This window comes from Curtobacterium sp. PhB191 (assembly GCF_004346515.1).
GTDB lineage: Bacteria > Actinomycetota > Actinomycetes > Actinomycetales > Microbacteriaceae > Curtobacterium.
The window spans coordinates 410,208-436,196 of sequence record NZ_SMBV01000002.1; the positions used below are offsets into that span (position 1 = coordinate 410,208).

At 71.0% G+C, this 25,989-nt stretch carries 20 protein-coding genes; 9 read left to right on the forward strand and 11 right to left on the reverse strand.

Going from position 1 to position 25,989, the window contains the following annotated elements; translation table 11 throughout:
• Positions 1-60 precede the first annotated feature (60 nt).
• Positions 61-666 carry a copper resistance CopC family protein gene (locus EDF48_RS19530; RefSeq protein WP_165932317.1) on the reverse strand — a complete coding sequence of 202 codons (606 nt, stop codon included), beginning with the start codon at positions 664-666 and terminating at the stop codon, positions 61-63.
• 50 nt (positions 667-716) lie between these two features.
• Positions 717-1,445, reverse strand: a complete 729-nt coding sequence (locus EDF48_RS05130; protein WP_131878528.1) for a YcnI family protein — start codon at positions 1,443-1,445, stop codon at positions 717-719.
• Positions 1,446-1,678: 233 nt separating this feature from the next.
• Between EDF48_RS05130 and clpX the strand changes: the two genes are divergently transcribed.
• Positions 1,679-2,959 carry an ATP-dependent Clp protease ATP-binding subunit ClpX gene (clpX, locus tag EDF48_RS05135; RefSeq protein ID WP_131878530.1) on the forward strand — a complete coding sequence of 427 codons (1,281 nt, stop codon included), beginning with the start codon at positions 1,679-1,681 and terminating at the stop codon, positions 2,957-2,959.
• 204 nt (positions 2,960-3,163) lie between these two features.
• Here clpX and EDF48_RS05140 read toward each other — a convergent pair whose 3' ends face one another.
• Positions 3,164-5,188 (reverse strand): M3 family metallopeptidase, encoded by a 2,025-nt coding sequence (locus EDF48_RS05140; RefSeq protein ID WP_131878532.1) that lies wholly within the window; start codon positions 5,186-5,188, stop codon positions 3,164-3,166.
• 196 nt (positions 5,189-5,384) lie between these two features.
• Positions 5,385-5,984: a TetR family transcriptional regulator gene (locus EDF48_RS05145; RefSeq protein ID WP_131878534.1), complete on the reverse strand. Its 600-nt coding sequence runs from the start codon at positions 5,982-5,984 to the stop codon at positions 5,385-5,387.
• Between the two features lie 122 nt (positions 5,985-6,106).
• Between EDF48_RS05145 and EDF48_RS05150 the strand changes: the two genes are divergently transcribed.
• The gene (locus EDF48_RS05150; RefSeq protein WP_123938855.1) at positions 6,107-6,943 is read left to right on the forward strand and encodes an alpha/beta hydrolase; all 837 of its coding nucleotides are present in this window, start codon (positions 6,107-6,109) and stop codon (positions 6,941-6,943) included.
• Between the two features lie 104 nt (positions 6,944-7,047).
• Here the strand turns inward: EDF48_RS05150 and EDF48_RS05155 are convergent, their stop codons facing one another.
• Together EDF48_RS05155 and valS are read right to left on the reverse strand one after the other, a co-directional pair.
• Positions 7,048-7,299, reverse strand: coding sequence for a hypothetical protein (locus tag EDF48_RS05155; protein ID WP_123293970.1), 252 nt, complete (start codon positions 7,297-7,299; stop codon positions 7,048-7,050).
• Positions 7,300-7,364: 65 nt separating this feature from the next.
• Positions 7,365-9,959, reverse strand: coding sequence for a valine--tRNA ligase (gene valS / locus EDF48_RS05160; protein WP_165932318.1), 2,595 nt, complete (start codon positions 9,957-9,959; stop codon positions 7,365-7,367).
• 213 nt (positions 9,960-10,172) lie between these two features.
• On the opposite strand from valS, the gene EDF48_RS05165 reads away from it, so the two are divergent.
• Positions 10,173-11,417, forward strand: coding sequence for a glycosyl hydrolase (locus tag EDF48_RS05165; RefSeq protein ID WP_131878536.1), 1,245 nt, complete (start codon positions 10,173-10,175; stop codon positions 11,415-11,417).
• A 153-nt stretch (positions 11,418-11,570) separates the two neighbouring features.
• Complete coding sequence (gene proP, locus EDF48_RS05170; RefSeq protein ID WP_235035912.1) at positions 11,571-13,157, forward strand: glycine betaine/L-proline transporter ProP; 1,587 nt, start codon at positions 11,571-11,573, stop codon at positions 13,155-13,157.
• A gap of 148 nt (positions 13,158-13,305) precedes the next feature.
• On the opposite strand, the gene EDF48_RS05175 is transcribed toward proP, so the two are convergent.
• From EDF48_RS05175 to EDF48_RS05190, 4 genes are read right to left on the reverse strand one after another with little or no spacing between them, the layout of a single operon-like run.
• On the reverse strand, positions 13,306-14,946 hold the full coding sequence (locus EDF48_RS05175; protein WP_131878537.1) for an ABC transporter ATP-binding protein: 1,641 nt from the start codon (positions 14,944-14,946) through the stop codon (positions 13,306-13,308).
• Entirely contained in the window at positions 14,943-15,836 is an 894-nt protein-coding gene (locus tag EDF48_RS05180) for an ABC transporter permease (protein WP_131878539.1), read from the reverse strand. The genes EDF48_RS05175 and EDF48_RS05180 overlap by 4 nt, the downstream gene beginning before the upstream one ends.
• Positions 15,833-16,834, reverse strand: coding sequence for an ABC transporter permease (locus EDF48_RS05185; RefSeq protein ID WP_243692388.1), 1,002 nt, complete (start codon positions 16,832-16,834; stop codon positions 15,833-15,835). The genes EDF48_RS05180 and EDF48_RS05185 overlap by 4 nt, the downstream gene beginning before the upstream one ends.
• Positions 16,835-16,839: 5 nt before the next feature.
• Positions 16,840-18,459 carry an ABC transporter substrate-binding protein gene (locus tag EDF48_RS05190; protein ID WP_131878541.1) on the reverse strand — a complete coding sequence of 540 codons (1,620 nt, stop codon included), beginning with the start codon at positions 18,457-18,459 and terminating at the stop codon, positions 16,840-16,842.
• Positions 18,460-18,491: 32 nt separating this feature from the next.
• Here EDF48_RS05190 and EDF48_RS05195 point away from each other — a divergent pair, with 32 nt between their 5' ends.
• Positions 18,492-19,091: a TetR/AcrR family transcriptional regulator gene (locus tag EDF48_RS05195; protein ID WP_131878544.1), complete on the forward strand. Its 600-nt coding sequence runs from the start codon at positions 18,492-18,494 to the stop codon at positions 19,089-19,091.
• Between the two features lie 23 nt (positions 19,092-19,114).
• Here the strand turns inward: EDF48_RS05195 and EDF48_RS05200 are convergent, their stop codons facing one another.
• On the reverse strand, positions 19,115-20,149 hold the full coding sequence (locus EDF48_RS05200) for a cation diffusion facilitator family transporter (RefSeq protein ID WP_131878546.1): 1,035 nt from the start codon (positions 20,147-20,149) through the stop codon (positions 19,115-19,117).
• A 244-nt stretch (positions 20,150-20,393) separates the two neighbouring features.
• Here EDF48_RS05200 and ileS point away from each other — a divergent pair, with 244 nt between their 5' ends.
• Genes ileS through ndk form a run of 4 tightly spaced genes read left to right on the forward strand, consistent with a single transcriptional unit; the run spans position 20,394 to position 25,973 of the window.
• Positions 20,394-23,648: an isoleucine--tRNA ligase gene (ileS, locus tag EDF48_RS05205; protein WP_131878548.1), complete on the forward strand. Its 3,255-nt coding sequence runs from the start codon at positions 20,394-20,396 to the stop codon at positions 23,646-23,648.
• A complete protein-coding gene (locus EDF48_RS05210) occupies positions 23,645-25,102 on the forward strand; it encodes a folylpolyglutamate synthase/dihydrofolate synthase family protein (RefSeq protein WP_207906644.1) in 1,458 nt (485 codons plus the stop codon). The genes ileS and EDF48_RS05210 overlap by 4 nt, the downstream gene beginning before the upstream one ends.
• A complete protein-coding gene (locus EDF48_RS05215) occupies positions 25,099-25,515 on the forward strand; it encodes a DUF4233 domain-containing protein (protein ID WP_131878550.1) in 417 nt (138 codons plus the stop codon). The genes EDF48_RS05210 and EDF48_RS05215 overlap by 4 nt, the downstream gene beginning before the upstream one ends.
• Before the next feature lie 38 nt (positions 25,516-25,553).
• Positions 25,554-25,973, forward strand: coding sequence for a nucleoside-diphosphate kinase (ndk, locus tag EDF48_RS05220; protein ID WP_111084529.1), 420 nt, complete (start codon positions 25,554-25,556; stop codon positions 25,971-25,973).
• The last annotated feature ends 16 nt before the right edge of the window (positions 25,974-25,989 follow it).

The following is a 25,989-nucleotide window of genomic DNA, read 5'->3' on the forward strand; positions in this document are numbered from 1 at the left end:
CCAGCAGGAACGACGAAGGCCCCGCACCGATCGGTGTGGGGCCTTCGTCGTGCGGCGGTGTCAGTCTTCGGTGTCGTCCGTCTCGGGCGCGGGGCGGCGCCGCAGGAGCAGCAGGACCGCGACGACCGCGGCGACGAGGACGACGCCTCCGGCGCCGATCCAGAGCGCGTCGGTCGCGGCAGAGTCGGTGTCACCCGAGGCGGTGCCGGTGGTGGCGGCCTCGGTGGAGTCGTCTCCCGCGGTGGCGCAGGTCGGCGGTGTGGTCGACCCCGAGGCTGCGGAGAAGCCGGACGGGGCCTTCCACGTGAAGGGGTACTCGTCGGAGACGGTGTGGCCGTCGGCGGAGACGATCTGCCACTCGACGGTGTACTTCCCCGAGTCGCCGAGCGCGGCGGGCGTGGTCATCGAGGGGCCGTCGATGTCGACGCAGCCGTCCTCGTAGTACTTCCCGTCCGGACCCACGACCCGGAAGGCGAAGCCCGAACCGGAGTCGCCGATGTCGAGCAGCTTGTCGTTCGTGGTGATCTCGAACGCCTTCGGCAGGCTCGTGAGCGTGCCGCCGACCTCAGGAGTGGACGCGATCAGGTAGTTGTGCGCGCTGGCGGGACCCGCGAGCCCGAGGACCGCACCGCCCGCGATCGCGACGGCCGCGGCGGACCCGGCCACGAGCCTCCAGGCAGAGGACCGCAGCCGAGTCCGACGCGAGCCGCGCCGCGTCACTTGGCGGAGCTCCGACGACGCGTGCCGGCGACGGCGACGACCAGGGCGACGGCGCCGAGCACCAGACCGCCCAGGCCGAGGAAGCGGCCGACCAGGTCGGGGTCCGCGGGGGCCGTCGAGCCGGCTGCGGCCTCGGCGGTCGGGGTGGTGGCGACCGGGTCACCGTCGTCGTCCGTGGCCTCGGCCGCGGTCAGCGTGATCGAGGGGGCCGGGTGCTCGGGCTCGGCCTCGCCGGCCTGCTGCTCCTGGTTCCACTCGACCGAGCCCTTCTCGCAGGTCTGGATCGCGGGGAACTCGACGAGGTCGCCGGCCTTGCCGTCCGGCAGTGAGAAGGAGAGGGCGAAGGTGTCGCGCTCGTCCGCGGGGAGCGGGGTCTTCGCGGTGTAGGTGATGCTCGTGACGCGTTCGGCGGCGTCCTCGGCGTGCTCACCGTCGGCCGCGGCGGAGGGGCTCGTGTACGGCTCGGTCGCCTTCGTGATCTTCCAGTTCGGGTTCACGGTGGGGGTGACCTCGATGACGGACTCCGGCACCTGGAACTCGATCTTCGTGGTGGGGGAGCCGTCGCAGCCGTGCGGGACCGAGAAGGTCGCCGTGGTGTACGAGTTCGCGGCGGTCGAGGTGGCCGTCGCGGACACGTGCGCGCTGGCTGCGCCGGCCGTGCCGAGGACGATGACGGCCACGGCGCCGAGGGTGACGGCGCCGCCGGCGGCGAGACGCTTCTGCATGGGGATCCTTCGATGGTCGGGACGGTGTTTCTACAACTTGTAGAGAAGACTGGATCACGGTAGCAGGCCCGAACGCCCTGGGCGAACGCGCGCGCGAAATCCCGCGGCGCCGCACGGTCGGTGTCACCGGTTGCGGTTAGGCTCGTGTCCACGACGAGGTGCCCACCAGCAGCGGTGCACCAGCGGCCGGTGCGAGCGCGCGGGCCGGCACGTCCAATCAGGGAGGCACGGCAATGGCACGCATCGGAGAGAGCGGGGACCTCCTCAAGTGCTCCTTCTGCGGCAAGAGCCAGAAGCAGGTCCAGCAGTTGATCGCCGGTCCGGGTGTCTACATCTGCGACGAGTGCGTCGAGCTGTGCAACGAGATCATCGAGGAGCGTCTGGCAGAAGCCGGCGAGGACACCTCGAGCGGTGACTTCGAACTGCCGAAGCCGCGCGAGATCTTCGACTTCCTGCAGGAGTACGTCATCGGGCAGGACCCGGCGAAGCGCGCCCTCGCCGTGGCCGTCTACAACCACTACAAGCGCACCCGTGCGCAGGGGCAGATCACCGCTGCCGAAGACCGCGACGACATCGAGATCGCGAAGTCGAACATCCTGCTCATCGGCCCGACCGGCTGCGGCAAGACCTACCTGGCGCAGACCCTGGCGAAGCGCCTCAACGTGCCGTTCGCCGTTGCCGACGCCACCGCCCTGACCGAGGCCGGCTACGTCGGTGAAGACGTCGAGAACATCCTGCTCAAGCTGATCCAGGCCGCCGACTACGACGTCAAGCGCGCCGAGACCGGCATCATCTACATCGACGAGGTCGACAAGATCGCCCGCAAGGCCGAGAACCCGTCGATCACGCGCGACGTCTCCGGCGAAGGCGTGCAGCAGGCGCTGCTCAAGATCCTCGAGGGCACCGTCGCGTCGGTCCCGCCGCAGGGTGGTCGCAAGCACCCGCACCAGGAGTTCATCCAGATCGACACGACGAACGTCCTGTTCATCGTGGCCGGTGCGTTCGCCGGGCTCGAGGACATCGTGTCCTCGCGCGTCGGCAAGCGGGGGATCGGCTTCGGGGCGCCGCTGCACAGTGCGACCGACCACCAGGACCTGTACTCCGAGGTCCTGCCGGAAGACCTGCACAAGTTCGGCCTGATCCCCGAGTTCATCGGTCGTCTGCCCGTCGTCACCACGGTGTCGCAGCTCGACCAGGCAGCGCTCATGCAGATCCTGACCGAGCCGAAGAACGCCCTGATCAAGCAGTACCAGCGGATGTTCCAGATCGACGGCGTCGAGCTCGAGTTCGACCAGGGTGCGCTCGAGGCGATCGCCGACCTGGCCGTGCTCCGCCAGACCGGTGCCCGTGGCCTGCGCGCCATCCTCGAAGAGGTCCTCGGCCCGGTGATGTTCGACGTCCCGTCCGACGACGACGTCGCCCGCGTGGTGATCACCCGCGAGTCCGTGCTCGAGAACGCAGCGCCGACCATCGTGCCCCGGCCGCGGGCGAAGCGCGTCGAGAAGTCGGCGTAGCGCCCCGCTCGCGACGAAGCCCCGCACCGGATCGGTGCGGGGCTTCGTCGTCGTCGGGTGTTCGGCGCGGCCCGCGGGTCGACGTCTGGTTCTTCCCATGACGGCTGCGATGGAAGGTGAGATCGGGCGTACCTGGTCGGAAGTTCCGATCAGGTACGCCCGATTCGACGCGGTACGCCCGGAAGCGCCCGGTCCCGCAGCGCCCTACTCGAGGCCGCGGCGACGCAGCAGCGGGCCGACCTCGGCGTCGCGGCCGCGGAAGTCGCGGTAGGCCTCGAGCGGGTCCTTCGTGCCGCCGACACCCAGCAGCCGTTCCGCGAAGCGCCGACCGGCCGCGCGGTCCAGCCCGCCGTTGTCACGGAACCACTCGACCGTGTCGGCGTCGAGCACCTCGGACCAGATGTAGCCGTAGTACCCGGCGTCGTACCCGCCCGAGAACGTGTGCGCGAAGTACGTCGACGAGTACCGCGGGGGCACGGCCTCGACGGCGATGCCGGCGGCGGTGAGGGCGTTCCGCTCGAAGTCCTCGACGGACGTGACCGCAGCGGCGTCGGCGGAGGACAGCCGGTGCCACGCCTGGTCGAGCAACGCCGCGGCCAGGTACTCCGTCGTGCCGAAGCCCTCGTTGAAGCCCTCGGACTCGCTCAGGCCCAGGACGAGCTCGGGCGGCAGCGGGGCACCGGTCTCGTGGTGCTTCGCGTAGTTCGCCAGGACCGACGGCCACGACACCCACATCTCGTTCACCTGGCTCGGGAACTCGACGAAGTCGCGCTCGACGTTCGTGCCCGAGAACCGGGGGTACGTGGTGCGGGCGATGAGGCCGTGCAGCGCGTGGCCGAACTCGTGGAAGAGCGTCTCGACCTCGTCCTGGATGAGCAGCGTCGGCGACCCGGGCGCCGGCTTCGCGACGTTGAGGTTGTTCACCACGACGGGCAGCGTGCCGAGCAGCTCGGACTGCTCGACCACGGGGTTCATCCAAGCGCCGCCGCGCTTGCCGTCGCGCGTGTACAGGTCGAGCAGGTAGAGCCCGACCGGTTCGTCGTCCTCGCCGGTGACCTCGAAGACACGGACCTCGTCGTTGTAGCCGTGCAGGTCCGGGCGCTCGGTGAAGGTCAGGCCGTAGAGGGCACCCGCGGCGTGGAAGACACCGTCGCGCAGAACCCGGTCGGCCTCGAAGTACGGTCGGAGCGCGGAGCTGTCCGCGGCGAACTGCTCGCCGCGCAGGATCTCGGTGGCGTACGCCCAGTCCCACGACTCGATGTCGAACCCGACCGTGCGGGACCGGACGGCCCGCTCGTCGTCGGCGTTCCGTGCCGCAGCGCCGACGAGCGACGACAGCAGGCCGTCGACAGCTTCGGGGGTCTTCGCCGTCTCGTCGGCGGTGACGACGGCGGCGTGGTTCGGGAACCCGAGCAGTTCGGCGCGCTCGGCACGGAGCCGCACGATGCGCAGCAGGACCTCGCGGTTGTCGTACTGGTTGCCGCGGCGGCCGCGAGCGAGCGAGGCGTGCATGATGCGCTCGCGCAGGTCGCGGTTCGCGAGCGACGGCAGCCACGGGTGGCCGGTGTAGAGCGGCAGGGTGATGAGCCAGCCCTCGAGGCCGCGGTCCGCAGCGGACCCGGCAGCGGCGGACTTCGCACCCCCGTCGAGCCCCTCGAGCTCGGCTTCGTCGGTGACGTGCACGGCGGAGTCGTTGGTGTCCTCGAGCAGGTTGCGCTCGAAGGTGGTCGTGAGCGTCGACAGCTCCTGGTTGATGGCGGTCAGGCGCTCCTTGCCGGCGTCGTCGAGCCCGGCGCCCGCCAGGGTCATCTCGGCGTGGGTGCGCTCGACCAGGCGGAGCGCTTCGCCCTCGAGCCCGGCGGCTGCGGCGCCGTCGAGCACGGACTGCACGCGGGCGTAGAGCCGGGAGTCCAGCGTGATCGCGTCGCGGTGGGCGGCGAGCAACGGCGAGACCTCGGCCTCGAGGTCGTGCAGCTCCGGCGTCGAGTCCGCCGACGACAGCGTGAAGAACACGTGGCTGACACGGGTCAGCAGCTGCCCGGAGCGCTCGAGGGCGATGAGGGTGTTCTCGACCGTCGGTGCGTGCGGATCGGTGGCGATGGCCTCGACCTCGGCGCGCTGCTCGGCCATGCCGGCCTCGAAGGCCGGTCGGTAGTGCTCGAGTCGCACGTCGCCGAAGGGCGGCAGGACGTAGGGGAGGGTGCTCGGGACGTCGAACGGGGTTGCCATGGCAACCACCCTACGGACGTCGCGCCGCGACGGGGCGGACGGGAGGCCCGTGGCGGCCTGGCCCCGCGCCTCCCGTCCGCCCTGTGGGTGCGTTCCTTCCCATCGCGACCGGCTTGGAAAGCGGAATTGGGCGTACCTGGTCGGAAGAACCGACCAGGTACGCCCGGAACGACCAGGTACGCCCGGAACGACCAGGTCAGCGGGACGGCCCCGTCGCGGCGTCGATCAGCGTCGACGCGGCACGGCGGGCGTGCGCCGCGGGCTCCGTGGTGCCGGCGATGGCAGCAGTGGTCTGCGCGCCCTCGGCGAGCAGGGCGAGCTGTGCGGCGAGTTCCTCGGCACGGTCCGGATCGGTGACGACCTCGGCGGTGAGCTCCTGCACGAATCGCTGGAACGAGTCCTTGTGGGCGCGGGCGATCTCGGCGACCGCGGGCGAGATCGCGCCGAGCTCGCCGAAGGCGTTGATGAACCCGCAGCCGCGGAACGTGTCGTCGCCGAACCACGACTCGAGGAAGTCGTACACGGCGAGCAGCTTGTCGCGCGGGGTCGTGGCCGCCTCGACCGCACCGTGCACGCCGCGCTCCCAGATGTCGTGGCGCCCGGACAGGACGGCCGCGATGAGCTGCTCCTTGCCCGGGAAGGCCGCGTAGAGCTTCTTCAGCGAGACGCCTGCGCCCGTGCGGATCTCGTCCATGCCGACGGACTGGATGCCGCGCGCGTAGAACAGCTGGTCGGCGACGTCCACGATGTGTGCGCGGACGTCGGCGTCGACCGTGCTGATGGTGCCGGTTGCCATGACGTACCCCGTTCGCTGCGTGTTCACCGTTCCCGAGTTGCGCCGGGAACGATCGTTCTCTAGTGTAAGGCACATCGACGGAGAACGGACGTTCTCCGCGAGGCTCAGGGAAGGAAACGATCATGGGTGCCATCACCGTCGGAACCGAGAACAGCGTCGACATCGAACTCCACTACGAGGACAAGGGAACCGGTCAGCCGATCGTGCTGATCCACGGCTTCCCCCTCGACGGCAACTCGTGGGAGGGCCAGACCCCGGCCCTGCTCGAGGCCGGCTACCGCGTGATCACGTACGACCGCCGCGGCTTCGGGCAGTCCTCGCAGCCGAGCACCGGCTACGACTACGACACCTTCGCCGACGACCTGCACACCGTCCTCGAGACCCTCGACCTGCGCGACGTGATCCTGGTCGGCTTCTCGATGGGCACCGGCGAGATCGCCCGCTACATCGGCCGCCACGGACAGGACCGCATCGCGAAGGTCGCGTTCCTCGCCTCGCTCGAGCCCTTCCTGGCCATCACCGACGACAACCCCGACGGCGCCGGCCCGATGTCGTTCTTCGAGGGCATCGCGGCTGACGTGAAGAAGGACCGGTACGCGTACTTCACGAACTTCTACCAGGACTTCTTCAACCTGTCGGAGAACCTCGGCTCGCGCATCTCGGAAGAGGCCGTCCGCAACGCCTGGAACATCGCCGCTGGCTCGGGTGCGATCGCGTCCGCCGCAGCGCCGCTGACCTGGCCGACCGACTTCCGTCAGGACATCCCGAAGGTCACCGTCCCGGCGCTCATCGTGCACGGCACGGCGGACAACATCCTGCCGATCGACGCCACCGGTCGCCGCTTCACCAAGGCGCTGCCGGCCGCGAAGTACGTCGAGATCGAGGGTGCCCCGCACGGCCTGCTCACCACGCACACCGCCGAGGTGAACGAGGTCCTGCTCACCTGGCTCGCCGAGTAGCCGCGAGCGGCGGGCGTCTCGAAGCGCTCGCATCGTGAGCAGAAATGGTCGGGTTCCCACCGGGGACCCGACCATTTCTGCTCACCGAGCGAACGCGCCCCGCGTCAGTCCTCTTCCGCGGCGTCGTCGGGGTTCGTGACCTGGGCGTGCCCGGCATCGTCGAGGTGGATCGAGGTGCCGTCGTCGAGCTCGACGATCGGCTTGCCCTCGAGGAACGTCAGGGTCCAGCCCCACGTCCCCGTGTCGACCGACTCGGCCGCCAGTTCGTCCTCGACCCCGCGCACGGCGACGACCATCGCTTCGGGCAGTCGCGCAGGCGGCTCCCCACCCACGCTCCATCGTGTGCCCAACTGCATCCGTGCCTCCTGTCCGGTGGTGGACGGGCCGGGTCGCCGACGCGACCCGGCCCGGACGACCGACGTTACGCCTGCTGTTCCGCCAGCTCGATCTCGGTGACGGCGAGCTCGTCGCCGTCGACGAACGACAGGTTTTCGATGCGGCCGACGGCCGCCAGGTCGACCGCCGCGCGCTCGATGAGCGCCCGCGTCTCGGCCGGCGCGGCGACGACGGCACGCGTGACGGGCGTCTTCTGGGACGCCTTCGCCGACGTCTTCGCGCCGCGGATCCCGATGAGCGCCTGTCCGACGGCCGCGAGCAGCCCGGTGGGGGCCGCGTCGGTGGGCAGGTCAGCAGCGGTCGGCCAGGAGGCCCGGTGCACGCTGGTCTCGTGGGTCCAGGCCCACACCTCTTCCGTCGCGTACGGGAGGAACGGTGCCAGCAGTCGGAGCAGCACGTCGATCGCGCCGCGCAGCGCCAGGACCGCGCTCGCCTGGGTCTCGTGCGTCGCGTCGGCCGCCGTGCCGTAGGCACGCTCCTTCACGAGCTCGAGGTAGTCGTCGCAGAAGGTCCAGAAGAACCGCTCCGTGATCTCGAGCGCGCGGGCGTGGTCGAAGCCGTCGAACGCGGCGGTGGCCTGCTCGACGACCGCACCGAGCTCGGCGAGCATGTCGACGTCGAGTGCCTCGGTGACGCTCGTGGCGCCCTCGGGCAGCGGGAAGCCGTAGACGAACTTGGCGGCGTTCAGGACCTTGATGGCCAGACGACGGCCGACCTTGATCTGCTTCGGGTTCTGCGGGTCGAAGGCCGCATCGGTGCCGAGCTTGGACGAGGCCGCCCAGTAGCGGACCGCGTCGGCACCGTGCTGCTCGAGGATCGACAGCGGCGTGACGACGTTGCCCTTCGACTTCGACATCTTCTTGCGGTCGGGGTCGACGATGAAGCCGGAGATGCTCGCGTGCTTCCACGGCGCGGTGTCCGCTTCGAGCTGGCTGCGGAGCACCGTCGTGAAGAGCCACGTGCGGATGATGTCCTGTGCCTGCGGGCGGACGTCGTACGGGTACACCAGGTCGTACAGCGCCGGGTCGGTCTCCCACTTGCCCGCGAGCTGCGGGGTGAGCGACGACGTGGCCCAGGTGTCCATGACGTCGAGCTCGCCCTGGAACCCGCCGGCGACGCCGCGCTGGTCCTCGGAGTAGCCGGGTGCCGGGTCGGACGACGGGTCGACGGGCAGCTGCGCCTCGGTCGGGACGATCGGCTGGTCGAACACCGGGTTGCCGTCGGCGTCGAGCGGGTACCAGACGGGGATCGGCACGCCGAAGAACCGCTGGCGCGAGATGAGCCAGTCGCCGGACAGGCCACCGACCCAGTTGTCGTAGCGGACGCGCATGAAGTCGGGGTGGAACGCGATCTCCTCGCCGCGGGCGCGGAGCGTCGTCTTCAGGGCTTCGTCGCGGGCGCCGTTGACGATGTACCACTGGCGGGTCGAGACGATCTCGAGGGGCTTGTCGCCCTTCTCGAAGAACTTCACCGGGTGGTTGATCGTCTTGACGTCGCCGACGAGCTCGCCGGACTCGGTCAGGGCGTCCACGACGACCTTCTTCGCCGAGAACACGGTCTTGCCGGCCATCTCGGCGTAGAGCGCCTTGCCGGTCGCCGACTCGATCCACGCGGGCTCGTCGGAACGGACACGGCCGTCGAAGCCGAGGATCGCGCGGTTCGGCAGCTGCAGCTCGCGCCACCAGACCACGTCGGTGGTGTCGCCGAAGGTGCAGACCATCGCGATGCCGGCGCCCTTGTCCTTCTGCGCCAGGTGGTGCGCGAGCACCGGGACCTCGACGTCGAACAGGGGCGAGCGGACCGTGGTGCCGAACAGGTCCTGGAACCGCTCGTCGTCCGGGTGTGCGACGAGGGCGACGCACGCCGGCAGCAGCTCGGGACGGGTCGTCTGGATCACGACGTCGTCGCCACCGTCGGTGCGGTGGAAGGCGATGCCGTGGTACGCGCCGGGCATCTCCTTGTCCTCGAGCTCGGCCTGCGCGACCGCGGTGCGGAACGTGACGTCCCACAGGGTCGGGGCGTCGGCCTGGTAGGCCTCGCCGCGCGCGAGGTTGCGGAGGAAGGCACGCTGCGCGCTCGCCCGCGAGGTGTCGTCGATGGTGCGGTACGACTGCGTCCAGTCCACCGACAGGCCGAGGGTGCGGAAGAGCTCCTCGAACTGCTGCTCGTCCTGCACGGTCAGCTGGTCGCACAGCGCGATGAAGTTGCGGCGCGAGATCGGCAGCTGGTCGGCGGCCTTCGACGACTTGCCGTCGCCGCCCTCGAACGGCGGCGTGAAGTCGGGGTCGTAGGGGAGCGTCGGGTCGCAGCGGACGCCGTAGTAGTTCTGCACGCGGCGCTCGGTCGGCAGGCCGTTGTCGTCCCAGCCCATCGGGTAGAAGACGTGCTTGCCCCGCATGCGCTCGAACCGCGCCTTGAGGTCGGTGTGCGTGTACGAGAAGACGTGCCCGATGTGCAGCGACCCGGAGGCGGTCGGCGGCGGGGTGTCGATCGAGTAGACGGCGTCGCGGTGGCCGGCGGCGTCACGGTCGAAGCGGTAGGTGCCGTCCTGCTCCCAGACCGGCCCCCAGACCTGCTCGAGTCCGTCGACGCTGGGCTTCTCGGGCATGGGCTTGGTCATGGCTGCGCCTTCCGTGCGTGTGTGCGGCACCGAGTCCGTGATGAGGTGCCTGAGTGTCCACGCCTGGTGCGTGGTGTCCCAAGGTTACCCGGTACCGGAGACCCGGAGTCGACCGCGGGAATGCTGGATGGGGAATTCTTTCGGCGGAAATACGCAAATGCCGCACGAATGCAATTGTTTGCATTGATCGGAAATGCTCGTAGGGTGCAATCCGTGAATACCTTCGAGAAAGTCGCGACCGCCTTCGTCGGTGTGGCCGCGCTGCTCCTGCCGATGTCCCCGCCGGTGCCGGTCGCGGCCGCGACCGGTTCGGCTCGGTTCGGGATCGGTTCCGGCATCGACACCACGGCGGACGGCGCGAAGGTGGCCCTGGCGGCGGGGCTCGGCGTGGGGACCGCTCGGGTCGACCTGTGGTGGACGGGCGTCGAGAAGGCCCGGGACGAACTCGTCATGCCCGCGTCGTACCGGAAGTCCGTCGACCGTCTCCGCGCGGCGGGGATCCGACCGCTCATCGTCCTCGACTACGGCAATCCCCACCACGACGGCGGTGGTGGTCCGACCACAGCCGCCGGCATCGCCGCGTTCGCACGGTACGCGGGGTTCGTCGCCGCGACGTTCGGCCCGGACGTGGCGGGGTACGAGGTCTGGAACGAGTGGCCGAACACCGTCGCGCCGGAGGCCAGCAGTGCTGCACGCTACGTCGCACTGACCCGGGCGGCGTCCGCGGCCGTCCACGCCGCGGCGCCGGGCTCCGTGGTGGTGGGTCCCGCCATGAGCCTGCTCGGGGCGGACGGCCTGCACCCGTGGCTCCGGCAGTGGCTCGCCGCAGGTGGTCCGGCGACGGTCGACGCGGTGTCGGTCCACGCGTACACCGGGACACGACCGCCGGAGACGACTCTGGGGCCCGCGATGCGGGAGCTCCGGACGGCCCTCACGGCGCAACACCGCTCCGTCCCGGTCTGGTGGACCGAAGGCGGCTGGCAGGCCGGTCCGCCGGGGCAGGCGGGTACCGTCACCCCCGCAGTGCAGTCCGCCTGGCTGGTGCGCTGGGGAGCGCTCGCCGCGCACCTCGGTGTCACGCTCGTCGTGCCGTTCACCCTGAACGACGCGGCGTCGACACCGACCGGGTACGGCCTGTACGGCTCAGCCAGTGGTGGGTACACGGCGCGGCGGGCTGCCGCGGCCTACGCGGTCCTCGTGCGCACCGTCGGTGATCGCCGGTTCGTGGCGGTCGAACGGGCCGGCACGGGCGGGGTCTGGATCGTCAGGTACGGCTCGGGCGGGGACGTGGTCCGCGTCGTCTGGTCGACGTCGGGAGTCCGCACGACGTCGGTCGGCATGCCGGGCGGCTCCTCGCTGGTCTCGGCGACCGGGGCGACGAGCCGGCTGACCGTGGTCCGCGGTGCGGCGTCGGTGCGGGTCCGGGCAGCCCCGGTGTTCCTCCGCTCCGATCGGTGACGCGTCGGAGCGGCGATTACCACACCGACCTGTCGGACACGCCGGAGACCTGGTAGTCTGTCGGAGTTTGTCCGGCGAGCGCGGGTTCGCAGGAACTGCACCGTTGCCGTCCGCCGGACGCCCGAAGGACGCACCGCACACCGGAGGAACGACTTGGCACCGAACGACGCACCCCACCCGCACGGCGATCGGCCGCTGCCGCACGGCGACCGACCGCTGCGCACGAAGGGCGCTGCGAAGCGCGCTCGGCGCAACCTGACGAAGGACGACGTCACCGTCGTCGAGGAGTCGCTGCTCAAGCGCGCCGTGGCGGCCGCCGCCCTCGGCAACGCGATGGAGTGGTTCGACTTCGGCATCTTCGCGTACCTGACCGTCACGATCTCGCAGGTCTTCCTGCCGCAGGGCGACCCGGCCGCGAACATCGTCGCGACCTTCGGGTTCTTCGCCGCGGCGTTCATCGTCCGACCGATCGGTGGCGCCGTCTTCGGTCCGATCGGCGACCGGATCGGCCGGCAGAAGGTCCTCGCGCTGACGATGATCCTGATGGCCGCCGGCACGCTGATGATCGGCCTGATCCCGTCGTACGACTCGATCGGCTTCTGGGCTCCGGTCCTGCTGCTCGTGGCCCGCTTCGTGCAGGGCTTCTCGACCGGCGGTGAGTACGGCGGCGCCGCGACCTTCATCGCCGAGTACTCGCCCGACAAGCGCCGTGGGTTCATGGGCTCGTGGCTCGAGTTCGGCACCCTGGCCGGCTACGTGCTCGGCGCGTCGATCGTCACCGGCCTGCAGTTCGGCCTGTCCGAGGACGCCCTGCTCAGCTGGGGCTGGCGCATCCCGTTCATCATCGCGGGCCCGCTCGGCCTGATCGGGCTGTACCTGCGCCTCAAGCTCGAGGAGACCCCGGCCTTCCAGAAGCAGCAGGAGCAGGCCGCCGAGCGCGAGGGGCAGAAGACCCCGTTCCTCAAGCTCTTCGCCGAGAACTGGCGCGCGCTCATCATCTGCATCGGCCTGGTCCTGGTCTTCAACGTGACCGACTACATGCTGCTGTCGTACATGCCGACCTACCTCGAGCAGAACCTCGGCCAGAACGCCACGTTCGGCCTCATCCTGATCGTCGTCGTGATGCTGCTCATGATGGTCGTCATCACGTTCGGTGGCCGGCTGTCCGACAAGTTCGGTCGTCGCCCGGTGCTCGCCGCCGGCTGCATCGGCTTCATCCTGCTGTCCTGGCCGGCCCTCAAGCTCGTCCAGACCGGCACGGGCGTCGGGGTGTTCTCCGGCCTGCTCATCCTCGGTGTCGTGCTCGTCACGTTCACCTCGACCATGCCGTCGACGCTGCCCGCGCTGTTCCCGACGATCATCCGCTACGGCGCGCTCGCGATCGCGTTCAACGTCTCCGTGTCGCTGTTCGGTGGCACGACCCCGCTCGCGACCTCGGCGCTCATCAACGCCGCAAAGGACGCCGGCTACGGCTGGGCCGAGGACATCCCGGCCTTCTACCTGATGCTGGCCGCCGTCATCGGGCTCGTCGCGGTGTACTTCACCAAGGAGACCGCCGCCACGCCGCTCATGGGCTCCGGCCCGACGGTCGGTTCCGAGGACGAGGTCGCCGGCGTGATCGACGACTACAACGACCCGAACTCGGAGTTCGCACAGTCCGACTGGGCGAAGGAGTTCGCGACGAGTGAGATCCCGATCATCTCGGGTGACGCTGCGAAGAAGGAGTCCGCCGACTCCTGACCCCGGGGCCGCCCCGCGGCAACCCGCCCTGGAGGCCCGGTGCACGTCCGCCACGGACGCACACCGGGCCTCCGGTCACGTTCAGGGCCGTGGGTGACGTCACGCGCGCAGCGACAGTTCGCGGACGCGGCACCGCGCGAACTGTCGCTCAGCCCGTGAAGTCGGCTGCGGGGCCCGTCGCGAGCCGCTCCGCGGCCTGCAGCAGGTGCGCGGTCACCGGGTGCGACGGGCGCGCGAACACCGTCGCGGCGGGGCCGTGCTCGACGACCGCGCCCCGGTGCACGACCAGCACGTCGTCGGCCATCCGTCGAACGGCCCGCAGGTCGTGCGACACGAAGACCATCGTTACGCCGGTGTCGTCGCGGAGCCGCTCGAGCAGGGTCAGCACGGCGTCCTGCACGGTGGCGTCGAGGGCGGTGACCGGCTCGTCGAGGACGATCACCTCGGGGTCGGTGGCGAGTGCCCGGGCGATCGCGAGTCGCTGCCGTTGCCCACCGGACAGGGTCAGCGGCGACCGCGGCCGGAGCGCCGGGTCGAGGTCCACCTGTCGCAGGGCTGCGTCCACCCGGGCGGCGAGGGAACCACGGGCGCGGCGGTCGTCGCCCCGCGAGAACGCGTCGGCGAGGACCCGCTCGACCGACCACCGCTCGTCGAACGTGGCGCCGGGGTCCTGCACGACGGCCGCGACCCGGTGGCGTCGGGGTCGTCGGTCGTGTTCGGGGAGCGGTACCCAGGGGGCTCCGTCGAGCGAGACCGTGCCGGCGTCGGGCGTCTCGAGCCCGAGGAGCATCCGCGCCAGGGTGGTCTTGCCCGACCCCGAGGCGCCGATCACCCCGAGCACTCGCCCGCGGTCGAGCCCGAACGACACGTCGTCGACGGCGCGGACGCCCTCGTAGTCGCGCGCGAGCCCCGTGGCGACGAGGACGCCAGCCCTTCCGCCAGCCCTCCCGCCGTGCCCCGTGCGAGGTTGATCACTCCGTGCGTCGTCGGAAGCTCGCACGGAGTGATCTACCTCGCACCGAGCGCCAGTGGCCGCGCGCACCAGGGACTGCGTCGCGGCGTGCTGCGGATCCTGCAACACCGAGGCGACCGGGCCCTGCTCGACGATCCGGCCTTCGTGCATGACGGCCACCCGGTCGGCCCACCCCGCGACGAGCCCGAGGTCGTGCGTGATCACGAGCAGCCCCGCCCCGCGCTGCTGCGCCACCCGCAACTGCTCCATCACGGTGACCGCGACCCCGGCGTCCAGTGCGGTCGTGGGCTCGTCGGCGACCACGAGCGCCGGCGACCCGATGGTGGCCGCGGCGATGAGGGCCCGCTGCCGCATCCCGCCCGACAGCGTGCCGGCGAGTCGGCCGTCGGTCGCGATGTCCGGGTCGAGGCCCACCGCCCGCAGGGCATCGCGCACGGCGTCCACGCGCTCGGCCGCACCCAACTCGGTGTGCAGGCGGAGGCTGTCGGCGACCTCGCGTCCGACGGGACGCAGCGGGTCCAACGCGCCCAGGGCCTCCTGGCCGACGTAGCCGACCCGAGACCCGCGCACCTGGCGCCACCGACGATCGGAGAAGGCGCGGACGTCGAGGCCGGCGACGGTGAAGGCGTCGGCGCGGACGGCGGAGCCGGGTGCGGACAGGCCGAGCGCGGCGCGGGCGGTGACGGTCTTGCCGGAGCCGGAGGCGCCGACCAGGGCGACGCACTCGCCGGCGTCGACCCGCAGGGCGACGTCGTGCACGATCGGCGTGCCCGCGATGGCGACGTGCAGCGCCTGGACCTCGAGGACGGTGGTCATCGGACGACTCCTGTTCGGCGGATCGCGCGACCGAGCACGGTGACGGCGGTCGCGAGCACCACGATGGCGAGCCCGGGGAAGGTGCTCATCCACGGTGCGGTCTGCAGGTAGGTCCGGCCGTCGGCGAGCATCGCGCCCCACTCCGGAGCCGGGGGTGGTGTGCCGACGCCGAGGTAGCTCAGCGCCGAGGCCCAGACGATCGCCTGACCGACGCCGAGCGTGGCGACCGCGACGACGGGCCAGAGTGCGGTGGGCAGGACGTGCCGGACCACGATGCGGACGGGGGAGCGGCCGAGCAGCACGGCGGTCTCGACGACCTGGGACGACCGGGCGGCACGGACCAGACCACGGACGATGCGGGCGTAGCCGGGGGCGGTGGCGAAGCCGACGGCGAGCACGGCGGGCACCGGGCCGGGGCCGGTGACGGCGATGACCACCAGGGCGACGAGCAGCAGCGGCAGGGCGAACGCGACCTCGGTGACGCGGCCGATCACGGCGTCGAGCAGCCGACCGAAGCGTCCGGCGCCGGCACCGAGGCCGGCGGCGACGCCGAGCACGACGCCGGTCCCGCCGCCGATCAGGGTCGCGACGACACCGACCACGAGCGAGGCCCGCGTGCCGGCGACGACGCGGGACAGGACGTCGCGTCCGGATTCATCGGTGCCGAAGGGGTGCGCGCCGCTCGGCGCGAGGAGCGCCTCCGACGGGTGCACCGCGAGCGGGTCCGCGCCGCCGAGCAGCGCCGGCCACGCGGCCGCCACGACGGCGAGCAGGACCACGGCACCCGCGACGGCGCCGGGGACGCCGAGGGTGCGGGGACCGCGTCCGGCTGCCGGGCGTCCGTCGGCGGACCGGTCGGTCGGGAGGCTCGGCTCGGCGATGCCGCTCACCGCGCGGCCGCCTCGTGGTCGGCTCCACGGCGTCGGGCGGCGCGCGGAGCACGCGCGCGCCCTGTGCGCGGGGCGCCGGTGCGCGGGTCGACGAGACGTTCGACGAGGTCCGCGACCGCGAGCACCACGACGTAGGCAGCGGCGGACACCAGCGCGATGCCGGCGACGAGCGGCATGTCCCGCTGCGTCACCGCGGTCACCAGGGCGCGACCGATGCCGGGCAGCGCGAACACGGACTCGACGACGACGGCGCCGGACACGAGGGACCCGAACGCCCAGGCGGACAGGGCGATCCCGGGCAGCGCCGCGTGGCGGAGCAGGTGCCGGGCGAAGAGCCCGAGGCGGGTCTCACCACGGCCCCGGGCGGCGAGGGCGAAGGCGGACCGTTGCGCATCGACGACCCCGTCGCGGACGGTCTCGGCCAGGTACCCGGCGACCGGGACGGCCACCGTCAGCACCGGGAGCACCCAGCCGCGCACGGTTCCGTCGCTGACCGCGGGCACCCAACCGAGGGCGCTCGCGAACACCACGATGAGCACGCTGCCGAGCCAGAAGTGCGGCATCACGCTCGCGGTGACGCTCAGCGCGCTCGTCAGCCCGGCTGCGAACCGACCGCGCTGCGTCGACCACCAGGCCGCGACGATCGCCAGGACCCAGGCGACGACGAGCCCGGCCACCGCCAGGGTGAGCGTGACGGGCAGCTGCTGGCCGAGCAGCGTCGCGACCGGGGTGCGGAAGGCGTACGAGTCACCGAGCTGCAGGGTGGCGAGGCGTCCGAGGAACACCGCGTACTGCACGAGCACCGGCTGGTCGAGGCCGTACTCGTGCCGGACCTGGGCGACGGCCTCGGCGGAGGCCTGCGAGCCCGGACCACCGAGGATCGCGAGTGCGGGGTCGCCGGGGATGAGCCGGATCGCGACGAACACGATCGTCGCGACGGCCCAGAGCACGCCGATCCCGCCCGCGAGCCGTCGGACGGCCCACCACACCCAGGGCATCCGTGTCAGCGGTCGATCCAGGCCGTGCCGAACCAGGGCGTGGACACCGAGGTCGTCTGGATGCCGTGCACGGCCGAGCGCACCAGGAAGTGGTTCTGCTGGTCGTAGAGGGGCAGCACGGTGTCGCTCGCCAGGATCGCCTTCTGCGACTGCTCGTACAGGTCGGCGCGCTCGTCGGCGTCCGAGGTGCGGGCCGCCTGCTCGAGCAGGGTGTCGAGTGCGGGGTCGTCGAGCTGCGCGAGGTTCGCGAAGTACCCGGACGGCGCCGGCTCGATGCTCGCGCTGTCGTACAGGATCCGCAGGACGTCGGGGCCGACCTTCGTGTACGGGGCGCTGACCACGTCGTACTCGTTCGCCGCGAGGGCCGCGTACCAGCTGGAGAGGTCGAGCTCGTCGAGCACGACCTTGAACCCGACGGCCTTCTCGGATGCCTGGATCTGCTGGAACAGGCTGCGCTCGGCCGGCACCGACTGGTTCGTCGACACCGGGAACGTCACGGTCAGCTGCTGGCCGTCCTTGCCGCGGATGCCGTCCGACCCGACCTTCCAACCGGCGTCGTCGAGCAGCTGCTTCGCCTTCGTCGGGGAGTAGTCGAACCGGCTCTTCTCCGAGTACGCCAGCGGTTCGGCACTCGAGAGCACGGAGTACGAGCGCTTCGCGGTGCCGAGGAACAGCGACTGCAGGCCGGGGTCGATCTCGGCACCCGCGATGAACGCCTGCCGCACGGCCTCGTCACGGAACACGCCGTGGCCGGAGTTCAGCTCGAGGCGGTTCGAGGCGCCAGGGCGCGGGGCGTCGAGGTCGCGGATGGCGCCCTTCGCCGACGCCGCCTTGAGCTGGTCGGGCTGCGCGTTGTCGATGACGTCGACCTGCCCGGACTGCAGCGCCGCGTAGCGCGACGTCGAGTCGGGCAGGAACCGCCACGTGATGCCGGACAGGCGCGGCTTCGTCGTGCCCCAGTGGTCGCTGTTCTTCGTCAGGGTGACGCGGTCGCCGTGCTTCCACCCGGTGACCTCGAACGGGCCGGTGCCGACGGGCGACTCGCAGTTCGTCGCCTGCTTGCGTTCGAGCGCCTTCGGGGACTCCATGCCGACCCACGGCTGCGAGAACGACTCGAGCAGCGCGCTGTCCGGACGGCTCAGCGAGAGCGTCACGGTGTAGTCGTCGGTGGCCGTCGCCTTCGTGATGGACTGCAGCGCGAGGTACCCGGTGCTCGAGGCGGTGGCCGGGTCCTGCACGTGCTCGATGTTCGCCACGACGGCGGCGGCGTCGAACGGGGTGCCGTCGGTGAAGGTGACGTCGTCGCGCAGCGTGAAGGTGAGGGTCTTGCCGTCGTCGCTCGTGGTCCACTTCGTCGCGAGCTCGGGCGTCGGCTCGCCGTCCTCGAGCCCGACGAGCTCCTCGATGTACTGCGTCGCCAGGAGCGCCTGCGGGTAGTTGCCGCCGACGTGCGGGTCGAGGCAGGTGGGCTCGGCATCGCCGGAGGCGTACGTCAGGGTCCCGCCGCTCACCGGCTTGCTGCTCGTGGTGCTCGTCCCGGCGCCGCTGCACCCCGCGAGGACGAGGACGACGGCGGTGGCGCTCGCGACGGCGGCGACGGTTTTCTGTACTGAGTCCAAGATCATGGCTGAACGAGTCTAGCGGTTTACTGGGGCCCATGGACGAACCGATCCGCCGCGGTGGCCGGCCCCGACGCTCGAGCGCCGAGGTCCTCGCGGACGCCGCTGCCGAGCTGTTCCTCGAGCAGGGGTACGCACGCACCACGGTCGACCAGATCGCTGTGCGTGCGGGGGTCAGCCGCGCGACGTTCTTCAACTACTTCACGGCGAAGTCGGACGTGATGTGGCTCGAGCTCGACGCCGCGGTCGCGGGGCTGCCCGGGTACCTGGCGGCCTCGACCGAACCCAGTGCGGTGCGTGCGGTGGAGCAGGCCCTGCTCGCCGCGGCCCAGGCCCACGACCCCGAGCGGGTGCCGTGGGCGGTCGCGCAGGCCGAGGTGATGGGCATCGGCTCCGAGCTCGTCGCCGGGGTCGCCGTCCGGGTGATGGCGCAGCACGGGGCCGTCGCGGCCTTCGTGGCCGGGCGCACGGGGGAGCAGCCGGGGTCGCTCTGGCCGCAGACGGTCTCGGGCGCGGTGCTCGGGGCGGCTGCTGCGGCGTTCGGGGTGTGGGTCGCCGACGGGGTGGCCCGCCGGCCGCTCGTCGAGTACGTCGCGGCGGCGCTGACCCCGGTGGTCGCCGGCCTCGACGCCCGCTGACGCCGTCGACGGCCGCCCGCGCGTCAGTCGGTGCGCAGCGTCCCGGCGCCGCCGGCGGCCACGTCCGAGGCCGTCCCGTCGCGCACCACCTCGGGCACCTCGTCGCTCGTCGGCCGCAGCGAGGCGTCGCCCGGGTAGCTCAGCGTCAGCACGGCTTCCTCGATGTACGGGCTGTCCTCGAGCGACTTCTCGACGTCGCGCAACCGGACCGCGACGTGCTCCTCGTTCTCGTTGCCCGTCAGGTCGACGGCGGCGACGAGGTACACCCGCGACGGTCCGACGAACTCCAGGTGCAGGTAGGTGACACGTTCGATCTGCGAGCGGCCGAGCAGCTCGACGAGCACGGCGTTCTCGAGCTCGGGCGACGTGCTCTCGCCGAGCAGGAAGCGGCGGTTGCGGTCGATGAGGATGATCGCCACGACCCCGAGCAGCAGGCCGATCGCGATGGACCCGATCGCGTCGAAGATCGCCAGGCCGGTGATCTGGTGCAGGAACACCCCGAGGAACGCGACGACGAGGCCGATGAGCGCAGCGGCGTCCTCGGCGAACACGGCCCGCAGTGTCGGGTTCGAGGACTGCAGCACGTGGCGCAGCACCGGCACCTTGCGCTTCGTCGCCGCTCCGTGCGCCTGGCGGTAGGCCTGCAGGAAGCTCGTGCCCTCGAGGCAGAACGACAGCGCGAGCACGATGTAGTTGAGCAGGACGTCCTCGGCCGGACCCGTCTCGCCGAGCTCGGAGATGCCGTGGTAGATCGACACGATGGCGCCCGCGGTGAACAGCCCGAACGCGGCGAACATCGACCAGATGTAGGTCTCGCGTCCGTACCCGAGCGGGTGTGCGGTGTCGCGCTTCCGCCCGCCCCGTCGTTCGGCGACCAGCAGGAAGATCTCGTTGCCGGTGTCCGCCCACGAGTGCGCTGCCTCGGCCACCATCGAGGCCGAACCCGAGATGAGCGACGCGATGGTCTTCGCGATCGCGACGAGCAGGTTCGCGCCGAAGGCGATGATGACGGTGAGGGAGGACTCCGGGCGTTCGCCGGAGGCAGAGTCGTCGGGCATCCCTCCAGCATGCTCCCGTCCGCTAAACTCGTGTCACACGAGCGTCGATCCGGCCATCACCGGGGAGCTCCCGGAAGAACGCGGTCCGCGCGAGCGGCTCGTCAGTAGAACCGGGCGGACCGGGCCGCACCGAACCCGAACACGAGCGGTCGTGACGTGCGGACAGCACGGCATGGCAAGCGAGGTGGTACCGCGGAGCGTGCTCCGTCCTCGTGGAGATCGAGCGAACCCACAAGGAGTCCCGGTGCCGTACCCGTTGAACGCCGATGCCGATGGCGTCGTCCCCTCGCCGTCCTTCCCCGCCGTCGAGCGGGGGATCCTCGCCTTCTGGAAGGGCGACGACACGTTCCAGGCGTCCATCGACCAGCGCCAGGGCTGCGACGAGTGGACCTTCTACGACGGCCCGCCGTTCGCGAACGGCCTGCCGCACTACGGTCACCTGCTGACCGGGTACGCCAAGGACGTCTTCCCGCGCTACCAGACCATGCGCGGCAAGCAGGTGCACCGACGCTTCGGCTGGGACACCCACGGGCTGCCCGCCGAGCTCGAGGCGATGCGCCAGCTCGGCATCACCGAGAAGCACGAGATCGACGAGATGGGCGTCGACGTGTTCAACGCCGCCGCCAAGAAGTCCGTGCTGCAGTACACCGACGAGTGGCAGCAGTACGTCACCCGCCAGGCGCGCTGGGTCGACTTCGAGGACGACTACAAGACGCTCGACACCACGTTCATGGAGAGCGTGCTGTGGGCGTGGAAGCAGCTCTGGGACAAGGGCCTGGCGTACGAGGGCTTCCGGGTCCTGCCGTACTGCTGGAACGACCAGACGCCGCTGTCGAACCACGAGCTGCGCATGGACGACGACGTCTACAAGATGCGCCAGGACCAGTCCGTCACGGTGTCGTTCCCGCTGCAGGGTGCGCGCGCCGATTCGCTCGGGCTGGCCGGCGTGCGTGCGCTCGCCTGGACGACGACCCCCTGGACCCTGCCCACGAACGCCGCGTTGGCCGTCGGGCCTGCGGTCTCGTACGTGGTGCTCCCTGCGGGGCCGGGAGGCGCGGCTGACGGCGCCGACGCCGGTTCCGTCTCGTACCTGTTGGCTTCGGACACCGTGGCCCCCTACGCGAAGGACCTCGGCTACGAGACGGCCGAGGACGCCGCTGCCGCGGTCGTCCGCACCCTGACGGGTGCGGAGCTCGACGGCGTCGAGTACGAGCGCCTGTTCGACTTCCTCGCCGAAGCCGAGGGCATGGAGCACGCCTGGCGCATCCTGGTCGCCGACTACGTCGAGACCGGCGAGGGCACCGGCATCGTGCACCAGGCCCCGGCCTACGGTGCCGACGACCAGGTGGTCTGTGCTGCCGCCGGCATCCCCGTGGTGCTCTCCCTCGACGAGGGCGGTGTCTTCACCTCGCAGTTCGGCGAGGTCGCCGGCATGCTCTGGTCCGACGCGAACAAGCCGCTGACCAAGGCCGTCCGCGACGCCGGTCGTCTGCTCCGCCAGGCGTCCTACGAGCACAGCTACCCGCACTGCTGGCGGTGCCGGAAGCCCCTCATCTACAAGGCCGTGTCGTCGTGGTTCGTGCGGGTCACCGACTTCCGCGACCGCATGGGCGAGCTCAACCAGGACATCAACTGGGTGCCGGAGAACGTCAAGGACGGCCAGTTCGGCAAGTGGGTCGGCAACGCCATCGACTGGTCGGTGTCGCGCAACCGCTACTTCGGCACGCCGATCCCGGTGTGGCAGTCCGACGACCCCGAGTACCCGCGCACCGACGTGTACGGCTCGCTCGAGGACATCGAGCGCGATTTCGGTCGCCTGCCGCTGAACGCCGACGGCGAGGTCGACCTGCACCGCCCGTTCATCGACGACCTGACCCGTCCGAACCCCGACGACCCCACGGGGAACTCGACGATGCGCCGGATCACCGACGTGTTCGACGTCTGGTTCGACTCCGGGTCGATGCCGTACGCCCAGGTGCACTACCCGTTCGAGAACCGGGAGTGGTTCGAGTCGCACAACCCGGCCGACTTCATCGTCGAGTACATCGGGCAGACCCGCGGCTGGTTCTACGTCATGCACGTGCTGTCCACGGCACTGTTCGACCGGCCTGCTTTCAAGAACGTCATCAGCCACGGCATCGTCCTCGGCTCGGACGGTCAGAAGATGTCGAAGTCGCTGCGGAACTACCCGGACGTCTCCGAGGTGTTCGACCGCGACGGCGCCGACGCCATGCGCTGGTTCCTGATGTCCTCGTCGGTGATCCGCGGTGGCAACCTCGTCGTCACCGAGGAGGGCATCCGCCAGGGCGTCCGCGAGTTCATGCTCCCGCTGTGGTCGACGTACTACTTCTTCACCCTGTACGCGAACGCATCGGGGGAGTCGGGGTACCGGGCCACCCGTCGAACGGACAGCACCGACGTCCTCGACCGGTACCTGCTCGCGAAGACCCGGGTGCTCGTGTCCGACGTGCAGCAGCACCTCGACGCGCTCGACACCCCGCTCGCGGCCCAGGCCGTCCGCGACTTCGCCGACGTGCTGACGAACTGGTACGTCCGCCGGTCGCGCGACAAGTTCTGGACCGGGGCCGACGGTGCGGCAGGGGACGACGCCCGTGCGGCCTTCGACACCCTGTACACGGTGCTCGAGACCCTGACCCGCGTCGCGGCCCCGCTCGCCCCGCTCGTCACCGAGGAGATCTGGAAGGGCCTGACCGGTGGTCGGAGCGTGCACCTGACGGACTTCCCCGACGCGGCCGAGTTCCCCGCCGACGACGCCCTCGTCGCGGCGATGGACCGCGTGCGCGACGTCGCCTCGAAGGGCCTCGCGCTCCGCAAGGCGACCGGCAAGCGCGTCCGGCTGCCGCTCGCCACGCTCACCCTCGTGGTGCCGGACCCGGCGGCGGTCGAACCGTTCGCCGACATCCTGCGCGACGAGCTGAACGTCAAGCGGGTCGTGCTCGAGGCGCAGGCCGAGGAGTCACTGGCGCAGTACGGCATCGAGCGGAAGCTGACCGTCAACGCCCGCGTCGCCGGCCCGCGCATCGGCAAGGCCGTGCAGCAGGTGATCCCGGCCGCGAAGAAGGGCGACTGGACCGCGACCGAGTCCGGCGTGACCGTCGGCGGTGTCGACCTGGTCGAGGGCGAGTACACGCTCGACCTCACCGTCGCCGACCCGTCGGTCGCCGTGGCGTTCCTCGACGAGGGCGGCTTCGTGGTGCTCGACACCGTGACCACGCCCGAGCTCGAGGCCGAGGGGCTCGCCCGCGACGTCGTCCGTGCCGTCCAGCAGGCCCGGCGCGACGCCGACCTGGACGTCAGCGACCGCATCGTCCTGACCCTCGGGGTCGACGAGGCCGCCGACGCGTCGGTGCGCACCCATCAGCAGCTCATCGCGGGGGAGACCCTGGCGACGAGCGTCGAGATCGTGCCCCTCGGGGCAGGCGCCACCACCGATGTCGGTGACGGCGCGAAGGTGACCGTGGAGGTGTCACGCGCATGAGCGACGACGACCAGTACGACGAGCACGACCAGCACGACGAGGACGGCATCCGGATCCCGGTGGGCCCGTCCGGAGACGCTCCGGTCGAGGCTGTGCCGTACGGCGGTGACGACGACGAAGTCAAGCGCGTCGAGGCCGCCCTGTACGCCCGGATCGGTGAGCAGTCGCCCGAGCACCGCCTGACCGCGACCCGTCGCGCCGTCGAGCTGCTCGGCGACCCGCACCTGGCGTACCCGGTGATCCACATCACCGGCACGAACGGCAAGACGTCCACCGCACGCACGACCGAGAGCATCGTCCGTGCCCACGGTCTGCGCACCGGCCTGATGACGAGCCCGCACCTGGTGTCGATCCGGGAGCGCATCGTCATCGACGGGCAGCCGATCGAGCCGAGCCGGCTCGTCGAGAACTGGGACGACATCGCCCCGGTCCTCGAACTGACCGACCAGGAGCTCACCGCCAAGGGCGAGCTCCCGCTCACCTTCTTCGAGGCACTGACCGTCCTGGCCCTGGCGTGCTTCGCCGAGGCGCCCGTTGACGTCGCCGTGATCGAGGTCGGCATGGGCGGCGAGTGGGACTCCACCAACGTCGTGCAGAGCCAGGTCGCGGTGTTCACGCCGATCGCCATCGACCACGCGAAGCAGCTCGGCAGCACGGTGGCGGAGATCGCGCGGACCAAGTCCGGGATCATCAAGCCGTCGTCCGCCGTGGTGTCGAGCGAGCAGGTCCCCGAGGCACTCGTCGAACTCGAGCGTGCCGCCGAGCTCACCGAGTCGACCCTCGCGGTCGAGGGCGCCGGGTTCAGTGTCCTGGACGTGACGCCGGCGGTGGGCGGTCAGCTCATCACCGTGCAGGGGATCGCCGGCCGCTACGACGACCTGTTCCTGCCGCTGTTCGGGCGGCACCAGGCCCACAACGCCGCCGTCGCGATCGCCGCGGTCGAGTCGTTCCTCGGTCGGGGCACCCAGGCGCTCGACGAGGACGTCCTGTCCGAGGGCCTCGCCGGTGCCACCAGCCCCGGTCGCCTCCAGCCGATCGCCACCGACCCGACCGTCGTGGTCGACGCGGCGCACAACCCGCACGGTGCCAAGGCCCTGGCCGAGGCCCTGCCGGTGGCCTTCCCGTCCGAGCACGTCGTCGGCGTCGTCGGGATCCTCGGCGACAAGGACGCCCGCGGGTTCGTCCGCGCGCTGAAGGGCACCGTCGAGACCTTCGTCGTCACGCAGCCCCCGGGGGAGCGTGCCCTCGACGCGGACGCCTTCGCGAAGGTCGTCGTGGACGAGGTCGGCGCGGACCGTGTCGTCGTCGAACCGTCGCTCGCCGCCGCGCTGCAGCAGGCACGCGACCTGGCGGACGAGGCGGACGCCGAGGACGCCCTCGTGCTCGTCGCGGGCTCCATCGTGATGGTGGGTGCGGTCATGGACCTGGTCCACCGGGAAGGCGAGACGAAGTGACGAACGCACCACGTGCCTCCCGGCCGGGGCGCGCACCGCGCACCCGGAAGCCGCGACGCGACCGCGGGGCGCAGGAGAGCCTGCTGTCGATCGCGCTCGTGCTCGAGGCGATCATGTTCTTCTTCCCGATGCTCGTCGTGTTCGGCAAGGGGACCCTGCCGCCGGCCCTGGCGTTCGGCGGCGGCATCGGTGCGATGGTCGTGCTGGCGCTGGCCTCACGTCTGACCGGCAACCCCGCCGGTGTAGGGTTCGGGTGGCTGCTGCAGGCGGCCATCCTCGCCACCGGGTTCATCGAACCGTTCATGTTCGCGGTCGCCGTGGTGTTCCTGGCGCTGTGGGTCTTCTGCTTCGTCAAGGGCGGTCAGCTCGACCGCCAGAACGCCGCGCGCCGGGCCGCCACGGGCGAGGACTGACCACCCCTCCGATCCCGCGAACACACTAGGAGTACTGCGTGTCCGACCTCGAAGAGACCCTCGTCCTCGTCAAGCCCGACGGCGTCGCCCGCCAGCTCACCGGTGAGATCCTCCGCCGCATCGAGTCGAAGGGCTACGAGATCGTCGACCTGAAGATGCTCACCGCGCCGCGCGACCTGTTGGACGCACACTACGAGGAGCACCAGGGCAAGCCGTTCTTCGAGCCGCTCGTCGAGTTCATGCAGTCCGGTCCGGTCGTCGCCGTGCGCGTCGCCGGCAACGGCGTGATCGCCGGCTTCCGGTCGCTCGCCGGCACCACCGACCCCACCAGCGCCGCGCCGGGCACCATCCGTGGCGACCTCGGTCGCGACTGGGGCCTCAAGGTGCAGCAGAACCTGGTGCACGGGTCGGACAGCACCGAGTCGTCGGCGCGCGAGCTCGCGCTCTGGTTCGCCTGAGACGCCGGGGGAACGA

What these genes read in the sequence shown, in the direction of transcription:
- valS (WP_165932318.1), bottom strand. Translation starts at nt 9,959, where the DNA reads ATGACCAAGCCCATGCCCGAGAAGCCCAGCGTCGACGGACTCGAGCAG.
- EDF48_RS05195 (WP_131878544.1), top strand. Translation starts at nt 18,492, where the DNA reads ATGGACGAACCGATCCGCCGCGGTGGCCGGCCCCGACGCTCGAGCGCC.
- EDF48_RS05175 (WP_131878537.1), bottom strand. Translation starts at nt 14,946, where the DNA reads ATGACCACCGTCCTCGAGGTCCAGGCGCTGCACGTCGCCATCGCGGGC.
- EDF48_RS05210 (WP_207906644.1), top strand. Translation starts at nt 23,645, where the DNA reads ATGAGCGACGACGACCAGTACGACGAGCACGACCAGCACGACGAGGAC.
- clpX (WP_131878530.1), top strand. Translation starts at nt 1,679, where the DNA reads ATGGCACGCATCGGAGAGAGCGGGGACCTCCTCAAGTGCTCCTTCTGC.
- EDF48_RS05190 (WP_131878541.1), bottom strand. Translation starts at nt 18,459, where the DNA reads ATGATCTTGGACTCAGTACAGAAAACCGTCGCCGCCGTCGCGAGCGCC.
- EDF48_RS05185 (WP_243692388.1), bottom strand. Translation starts at nt 16,834, where the DNA reads ATGCCCTGGGTGTGGTGGGCCGTCCGACGGCTCGCGGGCGGGATCGGC.
- EDF48_RS05145 (WP_131878534.1), bottom strand. Translation starts at nt 5,984, where the DNA reads ATGGCAACCGGCACCATCAGCACGGTCGACGCCGACGTCCGCGCACAC.
- EDF48_RS05130 (WP_131878528.1), bottom strand. Translation starts at nt 1,445, where the DNA reads ATGCAGAAGCGTCTCGCCGCCGGCGGCGCCGTCACCCTCGGCGCCGTG.
- EDF48_RS05155 (WP_123293970.1), bottom strand. Translation starts at nt 7,299, where the DNA reads ATGCAGTTGGGCACACGATGGAGCGTGGGTGGGGAGCCGCCTGCGCGA.
- EDF48_RS05200 (WP_131878546.1), bottom strand. Translation starts at nt 20,149, where the DNA reads ATGCCCGACGACTCTGCCTCCGGCGAACGCCCGGAGTCCTCCCTCACC.
- EDF48_RS05150 (WP_123938855.1), top strand. Translation starts at nt 6,107, where the DNA reads ATGGGTGCCATCACCGTCGGAACCGAGAACAGCGTCGACATCGAACTC.
- EDF48_RS05140 (WP_131878532.1), bottom strand. Translation starts at nt 5,188, where the DNA reads ATGGCAACCCCGTTCGACGTCCCGAGCACCCTCCCCTACGTCCTGCCG.